The 12,164-nt window shown below is 53.1% G+C and carries 12 protein-coding genes; 11 read left to right on the forward strand and 1 reads right to left on the reverse strand.

The genetic code is table 11. The features are described 5' to 3' along the window. The 5 genes from AC1HCM_RS01275 to AC1HCM_RS01295 all read left to right on the forward strand — a co-directional run. Nucleotides 1-1,131, forward strand: a 1,131-nt coding sequence (locus tag AC1HCM_RS01275) for an amino acid ABC transporter substrate-binding protein (RefSeq protein ID WP_479459965.1), incomplete at its 5' end; no start/stop codon positions are given. Further along, entirely contained in the window at nucleotides 1,132-2,007 is an 876-nt protein-coding gene (locus AC1HCM_RS01280; RefSeq protein WP_479459966.1) for a branched-chain amino acid ABC transporter permease, read from the forward strand. After that, nucleotides 1,994-2,914, forward strand: coding sequence for a branched-chain amino acid ABC transporter permease (locus AC1HCM_RS01285; RefSeq protein WP_479459967.1), 921 nt, complete (start codon nucleotides 1,994-1,996; stop codon nucleotides 2,912-2,914). Before AC1HCM_RS01280 ends, AC1HCM_RS01285 begins: the two co-directional genes overlap by 14 nt. After that, nucleotides 2,911-3,645 (forward strand): ABC transporter ATP-binding protein, encoded by a 735-nt coding sequence (locus AC1HCM_RS01290; RefSeq protein ID WP_479459968.1) that lies wholly within the window; start codon nucleotides 2,911-2,913, stop codon nucleotides 3,643-3,645. The genes AC1HCM_RS01285 and AC1HCM_RS01290 overlap by 4 nt, the downstream gene beginning before the upstream one ends. After that, nucleotides 3,623-4,339 (forward strand): ABC transporter ATP-binding protein, encoded by a 717-nt coding sequence (locus tag AC1HCM_RS01295; RefSeq protein WP_479459969.1) that lies wholly within the window; start codon nucleotides 3,623-3,625, stop codon nucleotides 4,337-4,339. The genes AC1HCM_RS01290 and AC1HCM_RS01295 overlap by 23 nt, the downstream gene beginning before the upstream one ends. Here the strand turns inward: AC1HCM_RS01295 and acs are convergent. Continuing rightward, the gene (gene acs, locus AC1HCM_RS01300) at nucleotides 4,336-6,237 is read right to left on the reverse strand and encodes an acetate--CoA ligase (RefSeq protein ID WP_479459970.1); all 1,902 of its coding nucleotides are present in this window, start codon (nucleotides 6,235-6,237) and stop codon (nucleotides 4,336-4,338) included. The two genes, AC1HCM_RS01295 and acs, sit on opposite strands and share 4 nt — an antisense overlap. 312 nt (nucleotides 6,238-6,549) lie before the next feature. Here acs and AC1HCM_RS01305 point away from each other — a divergent pair, with 312 nt between their 5' ends. The 6 genes from AC1HCM_RS01305 to rsmG all read left to right on the forward strand — a co-directional run. Continuing rightward, on the forward strand, nucleotides 6,550-6,801 hold the full coding sequence (locus AC1HCM_RS01305; RefSeq protein ID WP_479459971.1) for a DUF4212 domain-containing protein: 252 nt from the start codon (nucleotides 6,550-6,552) through the stop codon (nucleotides 6,799-6,801). Between the two features lie 3 nt (nucleotides 6,802-6,804). Then, on the forward strand, nucleotides 6,805-8,430 hold the full coding sequence (locus tag AC1HCM_RS01310) for a sodium:solute symporter family protein (RefSeq protein WP_479459972.1): 1,626 nt from the start codon (nucleotides 6,805-6,807) through the stop codon (nucleotides 8,428-8,430). Continuing rightward, nucleotides 8,427-10,301, forward strand: coding sequence for a putative nucleotidyltransferase substrate binding domain-containing protein (locus AC1HCM_RS01315; RefSeq protein WP_479459973.1), 1,875 nt, complete (start codon nucleotides 8,427-8,429; stop codon nucleotides 10,299-10,301). The genes AC1HCM_RS01310 and AC1HCM_RS01315 overlap by 4 nt, the downstream gene beginning before the upstream one ends. Beyond that, the gene (locus tag AC1HCM_RS01320; RefSeq protein ID WP_479459974.1) at nucleotides 10,298-10,945 is read left to right on the forward strand and encodes a 3'-5' exonuclease; all 648 of its coding nucleotides are present in this window, start codon (nucleotides 10,298-10,300) and stop codon (nucleotides 10,943-10,945) included. Before AC1HCM_RS01315 ends, AC1HCM_RS01320 begins: the two co-directional genes overlap by 4 nt. Before the next feature lie 8 nt (nucleotides 10,946-10,953). Further along, nucleotides 10,954-11,622, forward strand: a complete 669-nt coding sequence (gene pyrF / locus AC1HCM_RS01325) for an orotidine-5'-phosphate decarboxylase (protein ID WP_479459975.1) — start codon at nucleotides 10,954-10,956, stop codon at nucleotides 11,620-11,622. After that, on the forward strand, nucleotides 11,615-12,164 hold a 550-nt coding region (rsmG, locus tag AC1HCM_RS01330; RefSeq protein ID WP_479459976.1), incomplete at its 3' end, for a 16S rRNA (guanine(527)-N(7))-methyltransferase RsmG. The genes pyrF and rsmG, both read left to right, overlap by 8 nt.

Here is a 12,164-nt window from a genome sequence, read left to right on the forward strand (position 1 = left end):
CTCGCTCAGGATGTCCTCAGGCTGGGAGCTGCTGTTTCCTTTACCGGGAAGTACGCCAAGGAAGGAGAGCTTCTCAAGAAGGGATACGAGCTCTGGAAGGATAAGGTAAACTCCCTCGGTGGTATAAAGGTAGGTAATAAGAGGTACAGGGTTGAGATAATTTACTACGATGACCAGAGCGATCCAAAGACGACAGCAAAGCTGATAGAGAAGCTCATAACGGAGGACAGGGTAAGGTTCATACTCGGACCCTACGGTAGTGCGCAGGTGTTCGCTGCAGCAGGCGTGGTTGAAAAGTACAGGGCGCTTATGGTTCAGGGAGGAGGCGCCTCCTCCAAGATATACAGGCAGGGCTATAAACACGTCTTCGGAGTGTTCAACGTTGCTCCCGATTACGGAAAGAATCTGATAGACCTTGCGGTGAGTCTGAGACCAAAGCCCAAAACCGTTGCCATCCTTTATGAGAAGGATATATTCTCGGAGGATGCTGCCAGAGGAGCGAAGGAGGAAGCTCAGAAGAAAGGGCTCAAGGTAGTCCTCTTTGAGGGATACCCAAAGGGGACCCAGGACCTTTCTTCCCTCATGCTCAAGCTCAGGCTCAAGAGGGCTGATGTTATCATTGGTGCCGGGCACTTCAGGGACTCGGTTCTCGTGGTAAAGCAGCTCAAGCAGTTCAGGATAAACCCCAAGTTTCTGGGTCTTACGGTAGGACCTCCTCTCCCAGCCTTCGTCAAGGCGCTTGGAAAGGATGCAGAGTACGTCTTCGGTCCCGTCCAGTGGTCAAAGGCTTTCAGGTATAAGGACCCTCTCTTTGGAAGCACGCAGGGGTATGTCAGAGCGTTCAGGGAGAAGTACGGAGAGGACCCCGAGTATCACGCCGCCGGTGGGACAGCCGCAGCCCTCGCCCTCCAGCTCGCCCTTGAGAAAGCCGGTAGCCTTGAGGTGGAGAAGGTAAGAAGGGCACTTTTGAGCATGAGAGAGGAGACCTTCTACGGTGTCATAGGTTTTGATGAGACGGGAAAGATAGTCACAAAGCCGATGGCTGTCATTCAGGTGCAAAAGGGCAAGCCCGTCACCGTCTATCCCTTCCAAGAGGCTAAGCCCGTCTATCCCAAGCCCGAGTGGAAGTGAATGGATCTGATCCTTCAGCTCCTGATAGAGGCACTGCTCCTTGGCTCGTTCTATGCCTTCATGTCCCTCGGCTTTTCCCTGACCTGGGGAGTTCTCGGGATACTGAATTTAGCCTACGGGAGCTTTATACTTCTGGGCTCGTACCTCGCCTACACCCTCCACCTTGAGCTCGGCGTTGACCCTCTCCTGTCCGCACCTCGGAGCTTCGCCGTTGGCTTTGGGGTCGGGTGGCTCCTTCAGGGACTTCTTATAAACAGGCTCATGGAGTACGAACCCTTCATGGTCCTCATACTGACCTTCGGTGTTGATATACTCCTTTCCCATCTCCTGAACCTCTTTTTCAGGGCGGATATAAGGTCAATAGACGTTCCCTATGCGGAGGGTAGTATCTTTGTGGGAAGCCTGATAATTTCAGAGGTGAAGCTTCTCGTCTTCTTCGTAGCCCTGCTCCTTACTTTGCTCCTTTACCTCTTTCTGAGGTTCAGCTGGACTGGAAGGGCTGTCAGGGCTGTTGCCCTTGACAGAGAGGGGGCAAGGCTTGTAGGCATAAACCCTTCACGCATCTTCCTCATAACCTCGGGGGTGGGCTTCGGGATAGCTCTCTCGTCGGGTAATCTCTACGGGCTCCTTCAGGGCTTCACGCCCTTTGACGGCGGTTTTCTCACGGTAAAGGCTTTTCTCGTCAGCATCCTCGGAGGGCTCGGAAGGGTTGAAAGCGCCCTTGTGGGAGGTATGCTCCTCGGGATTATAGAGATATTCGTATCCTTCTATGCTGGAGAGAGCTGGAGGTTCTTCGCCTCCCTGCTGATAATGATAGTCCTTCTTGTGGTGAGACCGAGAGGGTTGATAGGTGGTAAGTACTATGGCGAGGTCTGAAAGGTTTACGCTCCTTATCTTCGGGCTCCTGCTCCTCCTTCCCTTTACCCTTTCCATCTTTGGGGATTTACTCCCGACGGGCTACATACTCAGGGTGCTCAGCTCCGTCCTGCTCCTGACGAGCCTGTCCTTAGCCCAGAACGTACTCTTGGGTTACACCGGCTACCCAGCCTTCGGTGGTATAGCCTTCTTTGGTATAGGGAGCTACGGCGCAGCCGTCCTCTCAAAACACCTCGGATTCCCGATACTCTTCTCTCTTCTCGGGAGCGGTGTTCTCTCCTTCTCCTGTGCCCTGCTTCTGGCACCGGTGCTTATGAGGCTCAGGAGTCACTACTTCGCCATAGCCACCTTAGCCCTTCAGCTCGCCCTTGCGGAGGTGGTTACGAACATAGAGCTCCTCGGCGGGGCGGACGGTATGAACCTCCCGATATACAGGGGGACCCTTGAGGGTTACCTCTTCTACCTCCTCTTCTGGATACTTGCCCTCTCTGTGTTCCTCGCCAACCTCTACGTAGACAGGTCGGTCTTTGGCTACGCCCTGAAGGCTATAAGGGAGGATGAGGTCGCTGCGGAGAGCCTCGGTGTGAACACCCTCCTCTTTAAGAGCCTCTCCTTCGGGATTATGGCTTTCTTCACGGGAGTCTGCGGGGGCATCTACGCTCACTGGATAACCTACATAGACCCCTCCTCAGCCTTTGACCCTATTCTTTCGGTTAAGACCTTTGTCGCCCTCCTGATGGGGGGTGTGGGCACCACCGTCGGACCGGTAGTTGGTTCCTTCCTATTGGAGCTCGTCTCGGAGGTTGTCTGGAGCAGATTCCTTGAGCTCCACGGCGTAGTGCTCGGTGCCCTCATAGTGATAGCTGTCCTCTTTCTGCCAAGGGGCGTGATGGGGGTGAGAGGATGAGCCTCCTTGTGGTGAAGGATATTCACAAGAGCTTTGGGGGCAACAGGGTGCTCAAGGGTGTGGGTCTGGAGCTTGAAGAGGGCGGTGTGCTCGGAGTTGTGGGTCCTAACGGCTCTGGCAAGACTACCCTTCTCAACATAATCAGCGGGATAGTCAGACAGGACAGAGGGAATATCCTTTTTAATGGTAGGGATATCTCCAACCTGAGACCGAGCACCAGGGCAAGGCTCGGCATGGGGAGGACCTTCCAGATAACGAGGCTCTTTGGCGGGCTTACGGTCCTTGAGAACGTCCTCATACCCCTTCACTACGGCTCTCCCCTCCCACCGAGCAGGGAAGTAGCCAAGGAGCTGATAGATACGGTCGGTCTCTCCCACAAGATAGGAGACAGGGCGGACTCCCTGTCCTTAGCCCAGAGGAAGAGGCTTGAGCTCGCCCGGGCGCTCGCCCTTAAACCCAAGCTTCTCCTCCTTGATGAGGTCTTTGCAGGACTGAACCCTGAAGCGGTGAGGGAGATAGCCCGCCTCCTTGATAGGCTCCGCAGGGAAAGGGGAATAGCCCTGCTCCTCGTTGAGCACGTCCTCAAAGCCCTCTTCAGCCTTACCGACAGGGTCATCGTCCTGAGTGAGGGAAGGGTTATCTTTACAGGGAAGCCGGAGGATATGGTTGAGGATAGGGAGGTCATAAGGGCTTACCTTGGAGAGAGGTATGAGAGGAAGAAGGGTCCTTGAGGTTCAGGAGCTTACAGCGGGGTACGGTGACGTTGAAGTGCTCAGGAACGTTAGCCTTCATGTTGATGAGGGCGAGGTCGTCGCCATATTTGGCTCAAACGGCTCTGGGAAGAGCACCCTCCTTAGGGTGATAGCAGGACTCCTGAAGCCCTGGGGAGGCAGGCTCCTCTTTTACGACGCACACATAGAAGAGCTTCCAGCTGAGGAGAGGGTAAGAAGGGGTATAGCCTTGGCAGCTGAGGGAAGGAGGCTCTTTCTTGGCATGAGCGTGGAGGAGAACCTCCTCTTGGGGGGCTGGACGAGAAAGAGGGAGGCGCGAAAGGAGCTTGAGAGGATTTACTCCTACTTCCCCGAGCTTTATGAAAAGAGGAGAGAGCTTGCGGGGGACCTGTCGGGAGGACAGCAGCAGATGCTCTCCATAGGTAGGGCTCTGATGTCTAAGCCAAAGCTTCTGATGATAGACGAGCTGTCCCTCGGTCTCGCCCCCGCTGTGGTTGACAGGCTTGCTCAGATACTCCTTAGGATAAGGGAGGAGGAAGGTATCTCCCTGCTCGTGGTTGAACAGGAAGTCTCCTTAGCCCTTGACGTGTCCGACAGGGCTTACGTCTTTGACCTCGGTGAGGTGGTAGAGGAGGGGAGCTCCGAAGAGCTCCTCCAGAGAGATTCTATAAAGAGGACTTACCTCAGCCTTTAGTCCTCCAGGGTGGACACGTCCCCCACGTCAAGCCCAAGCTCCTTTGCCTTGAGGACACGCCTCATTATCTTTCCGCTCCTTGTCTTGGGTAGCTTCTCCACGAACTCTATCTCATCGGGGACCGCTATGGGACCGAGGATGTTCCTCACGTGGAGCTTGAGCTCCTCAACGAGCTTGTCGGAGGGCTCAACACCCTTCTTAAGTATTACGAAGGCTTTTATGGACTCGCCCTTTACCTCGTGGGGCTTCCCTATAACCGCAGCCTCAGCTACAGCCGGGTGGTCAACGAGGGCGCTCTCAACCTCCATAGTTCCTATCCTGTGCCCTGCAACGTTTATAACGTCGTCAGCCCTTCCGAGTATCATTATGTATCCCTCCTCATCGTAGGAGGCGAGGTCTCCGGCGAAGTAAACGTTTGGTATCGTGTTCCAGTACTTCTCGTACCTCTCGGGCTCTCCCCAGCAGGTCCTGAGCATGGAGGGCCAGGGTGTCTTTATGACGAGGAAGCCCACGGTGTCAGGAGGAAGCTTCTTTCCATCCTTGTCAACTATATCAACCTCAACGGTGAACATGGGCTTTCCAGCCTTGCCCGGCTTTGCCGGATAGGAGGGTACGGTGGTTATCATGTGGGCACCCGTTTCGGTCTGCCACCAGGTATCAACTATCACGCACTTGCCCCTTCCTATGTTCTCGTAGTACCAGTGCCAGGCTTCGGGGTTTATCGGCTCACCGACCGAGCCCAGTATCCTGAGGGACGACAGGTCATACTTGGCGGGCCACTCCTCACCGTACCTCATGAACATCCTTATGGCGGTGGGAGCCGTGTAGAAGACGTTCACCCTGTACTTCTCAACGTAGCTCCACCATCTTCCGGGGTCTGGGTAATCGGGAGCACCCTCTACTACGAGGGAGGTCACCCCGTTGGCGAGTATCCCATAGACTATGTAGGAGTGTCCCGTTATCCAGCCTATGTCTGCAGTGCACCAGTATATATCGTCCTCGTGGAGGTCAAAGATCACCTTGGATGTAAAGTAGGTCTGGACCATGTAGCCTCCCGTGGTGTGGAGGACTCCCTTGGGCTTGCCCGTGGTTCCCGAAGTGTAGAGTATGAAGAGGGGGTCCTCGGCGTCCATTACCTCAGGCTCGCATACAGGGTCGGAGTTTCTCGCAAGCTCGTAAAGGTCAACGAACATATTGCCCGACTCCTCCGTTATTACGTCTCCGTCCCTGTCCCACACTATGACCTTTTCCACGAAGTCAAGACCATCTATAGCCTTCTCAACCGTTGGAAGTAGGTCTATCCTCTTTCCCCTCCTCTTCGTGTAGCTCGCCGTAACTACGACCTTAGCCTTGGCGTCCTCTATCCTCGTCCTCAGAGCTCCTTCCGAGAAGCCTGCAAAGACAACGCTGTGGATAGCACCTATCCTTGCACAGGCGAGCATCACGGCGATAGCCTCTATGGTGTTGGGCATGTATATGGAGACCCTGTCCCCCTTCTTGACGCCGAGGGACTTCAGACCGTTCGCTATCCTGCTCACAAGCTCCAAGAGCTCGCCGTAGGTTATCTTCCTCTCGCTACCCTCTTCATCAAGGTATATGTAAGCTACCTTGTTCCTTCTCCCGTTCTCAACGTGCCTGTCAAGGCAGTTGTAGGTTATGTTGGTCTTACCTCCTACAAACCACTTTGCGTAAGGGTAGTTCCACTCAAGAACCTTCTCCCACTTGTTGAACCAGTGGAGTTCCTCCGCAACCTTAGCCCAAAAACCTTCCCTGTCCTTGATGGACTCCTGATAGAGGGACTCGTAGTCCTTTATCCACGCCCTCTCAACTATCTCCTTTGGAGGTTCGTACTTCTCCTTTACCTTAAGGAGAACCTCCGCCTTCTCCTGCTCAGCCATAGTTCCACCTCCTCTTCTTGGTTTGCTTTAAATTTTAAACCCTATCTTTTTACACAACAAGCCTTTATTCATTTTAAAACATTGTTTGATTTTAGTATATAAGCATAACTTTATAATAGGCGTGTTAAAAGGCTTATATGAACCACTCCGGTGCCTATACTCAATTTTTCCTATAGACGGACAGCTTTTTGTTAAATTATAGCTCCAATAAATTTAATTTTTATAAAACATCGTTTTATTTGCTTTTAAAATTTGACATTCTTAACTGTGTTTTGTAAACTTTAAAACGAAATTTTAAAGGAGGTGTGTGGGATGGATCGGGAAAAGCTTGAAGCATACCACCGGGAGAATGTGCGACTTATCACAGTTCTCCTGATCATCTGGTTCGCCGTTTCTTACTTGGGGGCACTGCTCGCAAAGCCTCTGAGCAAGCTCACCATCTTTGGGTTTCCAATGCACTACTGGGTTAGCGCCCAGCTCTCGGTAATCACCTTCGTGGTGCTCATTTTCGTCTATGCCTACGTTATGAACAAGCTTGACCAAAAATACGGAGTGGAGGAGTGAGCCATGGAGAACCTGATAGGCTACATAATAGTCTTCGGTATTGTCATAGTCTTTATGGCGATAGCCATATACAACAGGGCTACCGAGGCAGCGGAGTTCTACGTTGCCGGAAGGAGGATACCAGCCTTCTGGAACGGTATGGCTGTCGCGGCGGACTGGATGAGTGCGGCATCCTTCATCTCAATGGCTGGAGCCCTTTACGCCCTTGGATACGATGGACTCGCCTACATAATGGGATGGACCGGAGGATACGTCCTTCTTGCCCTCCTGATAGCACCATACCTTCGTAAGTTCGGCAAGTACACGGTTCCCGACTTCATAGCGGAGAGGTACGAGAGTAACTTCGCAAGGCTCGTCGCCCTCATCACGGCGATAATCATAAGCTTCACCTACATGGTCGGTCAGGTTGCCGGTGTCGGGATAATAATGGGAAGGCTCTTTGGAGTTCCCTTTGAGGTGGGAATAGCTATAGGAATGATAATCATAATAGCGACCACCGTTCTCGGTGGTATGAAGTCAATAACCTGGACCCAGGTCGCCCAGTACATAGTCCTGATAACCGCATACCTCCTTCCCGTCTCAATACTCGCGACCCAGTGGTTTGGAGTTCCCCTTCCCCAGTTCCTCTACGGTAAGGTCCTCCAGAACATAGTTGAGCTTGAAACCCAGTACGGTATATCTCCCCACTACGTTGAGCCCTTCGTCAAATTCAACCTTGCCCAGTTCCTCGCCCTTACCTTCGTTCTGATGGCTGGAACCGCAGCCCTTCCCCACGTCCTAATGAGGTTCTTCACAACACCCTCTGTCAGGGATGCGAGGATAAGCGCCGGCTGGGCACTCTTCTTCATAGCGATTCTCTACCTGACAGCTCCAGCCTACGCAGCCTTCTCAAGGTTCGTCATCCTCAAGGACGTTGTCGGTAAGCCTATAGACCAGCTCCCCGCCTGGGCTCAGAAGTGGGCTGAGACCGGACTCTTCAAGGTCCTTGATAAGAACGGGGACGGAATAATCCAGTGGGCTGAGCTGAACATCCACAGGGACATAGTCGTTCTCGCAACCCCCGAGATAGCAGGTCTTGCAGCTGTTGTAGGCTTCTTCGTCATGGCTGGTGGTCTCGCTGCAGCGCTCTCCACGGCGGACGGGCTACTGCTGGTTATAGCCGCGGCGGTCTCCAACGACCTCTACGCTAAGATGATCAACCCTCAGGCTCCGGAAAAAAAGGTCGTTCTCCTGGGTAAGATAGCGGTCGCGGTTGCCGGTGTTATAGGTGGCTTCATAGCAGCTCAGAAGATAGCCTTCATCGTTCAGATAGTCGCATGGGCGTTCTCCCTAGCAACCGCATCCTTCTTCCCCGCATTGGTTCTCGGGGTGTTCTGGAAGAGGCTCAACAGGCAGGGTGCGATAAGCGGGCTCGTTGTCGGTCTTCTCGTAACCATTATCTACATATACCTAAACAAGTATCAGGGTGTCTCCCTGTGGGGAATACAACACACAGCTTCCGGACTCTTCGGAATAATAGCTAACCTCATAGTCACGGTCATAGTCACGATGGTCACGCCTCCTCCTTCCGAGAGGATACAGAAGCTCGTTGAGGACCTAAGGTATCCAAAGAAGATCCACGAGGTATGATTCACGATGTTGAGGAGTTTTTAAAAGCTCACTACCCCTTCTCCAAGCTCCCAGAGTCCGCTCTGGGGGCTCTCTCTTACCACATACTCGTCAGGTACTACCAGAAGGGAGAGGTCATATTTGAGGAAGGCTCCAAACCCCTTGAATACCTATACATAGTCAGGAAGGGAGCGATCGTCCTCTTGGTTGACGGAGGAGAGGTGGACTTCCTCCACGAAGGTGATGTCTTCGGTTACCCCTCCCTGCTCAGCGGGGAGCCTCCAACCTCAACCGCAAAGGTAGTTCAGGACGCCATACTCTACCTCCTTCCCAAGGAGGTCTTTCTGAAGCTCATAGAGAAGTACGAGGAGTTTGAACTCTTCTTTGCAAGGAGTCTCGCTAAGAAGCTCTCCGCTACCGTGAGGATGGTCAAGAAACCCGTGAGGGATGTGGGCTCCTTAGAGAGATTCCTCACCATGAGGGTGGGTGACGTCAGGGTGAGTGAGGTCCCCTTCTTGGAAGGAAAGGACAGCGTTCTGAAGGCTGCTCAGATGATGAGGGACAGGAACATCTCCTGCGTCTTTGTCAACGCCCAGGGGAAGGGAATAGTCACGGAGAGGGACATAATCAAGAGAGTGGTCGCTGAGGGAAGGGACCCTTCTGCAACCGAGCTTGAGGAGGTCATGAGCTACCCCGTTGTCCATGTTGATGAGGAGAGCTTCCTCTTTGAGGCGATACTACAGATGGCGAGCAGGAACATAAGGAGGATAGGGGTGAGCAGGAGGGGGGAGCTCATCGGTGTTCTTGAGGATAAGGACATAATAGCCCACGAGAGCAAGAACCTCGTCGTCCTCATAAAGGAGATTGAGAGGGCTCGCTCGGTTGAGGACCTGCGCTACATCTACTCCTTGGTGGACGATATGGTCGTTGACCTCTTTTCGGAAGGTCTGAGAGTCCAGTACATAGGGAGGCTCATCTCCGAGGTAAACGACAAGATTATGGCTAAGGCTGTCTTCCTGACAATACAGGAGCTTCAGATGGAACCACCCGTTCCCTTCAGCGTTATGGTTCTCGGGAGTGAGGGGAGGAGAGAGCAGACGCTCAAGACGGACCAGGACAACGCCCTAATATACGACGACACCTACCCCATGCTTGATGTTGACGTTAAGGATTACTTTGACAGGTTCGGAGAGATATACACCCGCACCTTGATAGATATAGGCTTCCCGCCCTGTCCCGGGAACGTTATGGTTTCCAACCCTGAGTGGAGGATGGGTATAACCGAGTGGGAGAAAAAACTAAAGAGCTGGTTCCTGAAGCCTGAGCCCGAGAATACCCTCAAGCTCGGCATATTCTTTGATTTCAGGAACGCCTTCGGCAGCTCTGACCTCGTTGAGAGGCTCAGGGACTTCGTCTTCAGAACCCTTGAGGGTGAGGAACTCTTCATAGCTTACATGCTCTTGGATGCGATAAGGTTCAAGCCACCCATAGGCTTCATGAGGAGGTTCGTCTTAGAGACAAAGGGAGAGCACAGGGGTGAGCTTGACATAAAGAAGGGAGGAATATTCCCTATAACCCAGGGCATAAGGGCGCTCTCCCTTAAGGGGAAGGTCAGGGAGACCTCAACCCTTGAGAGGATAGAGAGGCTGAAGGAGATGGGTATTCTTCCCTCTGACCTTGCCTCCGACCTTTCCGAAGCCTTCACCTTCCTACAGACCCTCAGGCTCAGGAGCCAGATAGAGAAGATAAAGGAGGGGAAAACCCCCGACAACTACGTAAACCCGGAGAAGCTGAGCAAGCTGGAGAGAGACCTTTTAAAGGATACCTTGAGGATAGTTGAGGAGTTTCAGGGCTTCATAGAGAGAAGATTTACTGCCCACCTGCCGAGATGATATACCTGCTCAAGCTAAAGAGGCGGTGCCTTCTGAGGAGATACGGGGATAACCCTTCCTTCCTGAAGTTCTTCCCCGAGATTGACCTCTCAACCCCGGTGGGTAAGGCTACCTTCACCGTCTTTGACACGGAGACAACGGGACTTGACCCAAAGAGGTCGGAGCTCATATCCATAGGTGCCCTGAAAGTTCGGGAGATGACCCTTGAGCTCTCCAGCGCCTTCCACCGCTTTATCCTTCCCACAGAGCTTAGCAGAAGCTCCGTTGAGATCCACGGTATAACCCTTGAGGAGCTGAGGGAAAAGGCTGAGCCCCTTGAGAGGGTTTTAGAAGACTTCCTTAACTTCACGAAGGGAAGCGTCCTTGTTGGCTTTAACGTTGAGTTTGACAGAAGGATGGTGGACAAGTACGTGAGGGAGCTCTACGGGATACCCTTCTCCCTTTACAGGCTTGATATCTTCCACCTCTGGAAGAGCAGGGGAGGAGAGGGAAAGAGCTTGAGAGATATAGCCCGGGAGCTTGGTGTCCCCTCTTCGGGTGTTCACTGTGCCCTTGACGATGCCTACATAACCGCTCTCCTCTTCTTAAAGCTCGCCCACAGGCTTAAGGATGAGCCCCTGAAGAAGCTTCCTCTCATGGTTTAATATCATGCATGGCTCTTCTCTGCGTTGCCCTTGATGTTGATAGGGATAGGGCTCAGAAGCTGATAGAGTTACTCCACCCCTATCCCGTGGTTTTCAAGGTTGGTCCCAAACTCTTTCTGGAAGCGGGGAGCTCCATAATCAGGCTCGTTAAAGAGAGCGGAAGGGAGCTCTTCCTTGACCTTAAGCTCCACGACATACCCAACACCGTAAAGCTCGCCGTTCATGAGGCTGAAAGCCTCGGTGTTGACTACCTGACCCTTCACACCCTCGGTGGAAGAAAGATGCTTGAGTGGGCTTCCCTATCCTCAAAGAGGCTGAAGCTCCTGGGAGTTACGCTCCTGACGAGTCATGGGGAGGAGTACCTCAGCTTCCTCAGGTCCAGCTTTCCCACTCTGAGGGATATGGTCCTCTACCTTTCAGATATTGCCAAGGAAAGCGGGCTCCACGGTGTTGTCTGTTCTGGCGAGGAGGTGGCACAGGTGAAGGAGAGGACGGGACTCTTCACCGTCGTCCCGGGGATCAGGATCTCTCAGAGCAGAGGGGACCAGGTGAGGGTTCTTACCCCTGAGGAGGCTGTGAGGCGTGGAGCGGACATGATAGTGATGGGAAGGGATATATACGGGAGCGAGGACCCTTCGGGTGTTGTAGAGAAAGTCCTGGAGAGGATAGGTGGATAGAGAGAGGATAGTGGAGATATTTGAAGAGCACGGCTTCAAGCTCTCAGAGGAGACAGCCCATCTCTTGTCCCTGTACCTGAGCGAGCTCCTTCGCTGGAACAGGGTTCACAACCTCACCTCCGTGAGGGAGCCGGAGGAGATAGTTGGGAGGCACTTCGTTGATTCCCTGAGCCTCTTGGACTGCCTCTCCGAGTCGGGTGCCCGGTGGAGAAACAGGGAGGTGGCTGATGTTGGAAGCGGAGCCGGCTTCCCCGGTGTGCCCCTGAAGATATATCTAAGAAGTTTTAAGCTCTACCTCATAGAGTCTGTCTCAAAGAAGTGTAGCTTCCTTGAGTTCCTCAAGGTCAGATTGGGTCTTGAGTGGGAGGTGATATGCAGGAGAGCCGAGGAGGTTGATAGGAAGTTTGATATAGTCCTTTCCAGAGCGATGGGAGAGTTTGAGGATATCTATCCCATACTTGAATCTCTCTCTAAGGAGTACGTCTTCGTTATGAAGGGGGAGAGGATATCTGAAAGGTGGGAGAAGGAGCTCGGGTACAGAG

It is taken from the genome of Hydrogenivirga sp., assembly GCF_056450045.1.

What these genes read in the sequence shown, in the direction of transcription:
- AC1HCM_RS01320 (WP_479459974.1), top strand. Translation starts at nt 10,298, where the DNA reads ATGATATACCTGCTCAAGCTAAAGAGGCGGTGCCTTCTGAGGAGATAC.
- AC1HCM_RS01285 (WP_479459967.1), top strand. Translation starts at nt 1,994, where the DNA reads ATGGCGAGGTCTGAAAGGTTTACGCTCCTTATCTTCGGGCTCCTGCTC.
- pyrF (WP_479459975.1), top strand. Translation starts at nt 10,954, where the DNA reads ATGGCTCTTCTCTGCGTTGCCCTTGATGTTGATAGGGATAGGGCTCAG.
- acs (WP_479459970.1), bottom strand. Translation starts at nt 6,237, where the DNA reads ATGGCTGAGCAGGAGAAGGCGGAGGTTCTCCTTAAGGTAAAGGAGAAG.
- AC1HCM_RS01305 (WP_479459971.1), top strand. Translation starts at nt 6,550, where the DNA reads ATGGATCGGGAAAAGCTTGAAGCATACCACCGGGAGAATGTGCGACTT.
- AC1HCM_RS01315 (WP_479459973.1), top strand. Translation starts at nt 8,427, where the DNA reads ATGATTCACGATGTTGAGGAGTTTTTAAAAGCTCACTACCCCTTCTCC.
- AC1HCM_RS01280 (WP_479459966.1), top strand. Translation starts at nt 1,132, where the DNA reads ATGGATCTGATCCTTCAGCTCCTGATAGAGGCACTGCTCCTTGGCTCG.
- AC1HCM_RS01310 (WP_479459972.1), top strand. Translation starts at nt 6,805, where the DNA reads ATGGAGAACCTGATAGGCTACATAATAGTCTTCGGTATTGTCATAGTC.
- AC1HCM_RS01295 (WP_479459969.1), top strand. Translation starts at nt 3,623, where the DNA reads ATGAGAGGAAGAAGGGTCCTTGAGGTTCAGGAGCTTACAGCGGGGTAC.
- AC1HCM_RS01290 (WP_479459968.1), top strand. Translation starts at nt 2,911, where the DNA reads ATGAGCCTCCTTGTGGTGAAGGATATTCACAAGAGCTTTGGGGGCAAC.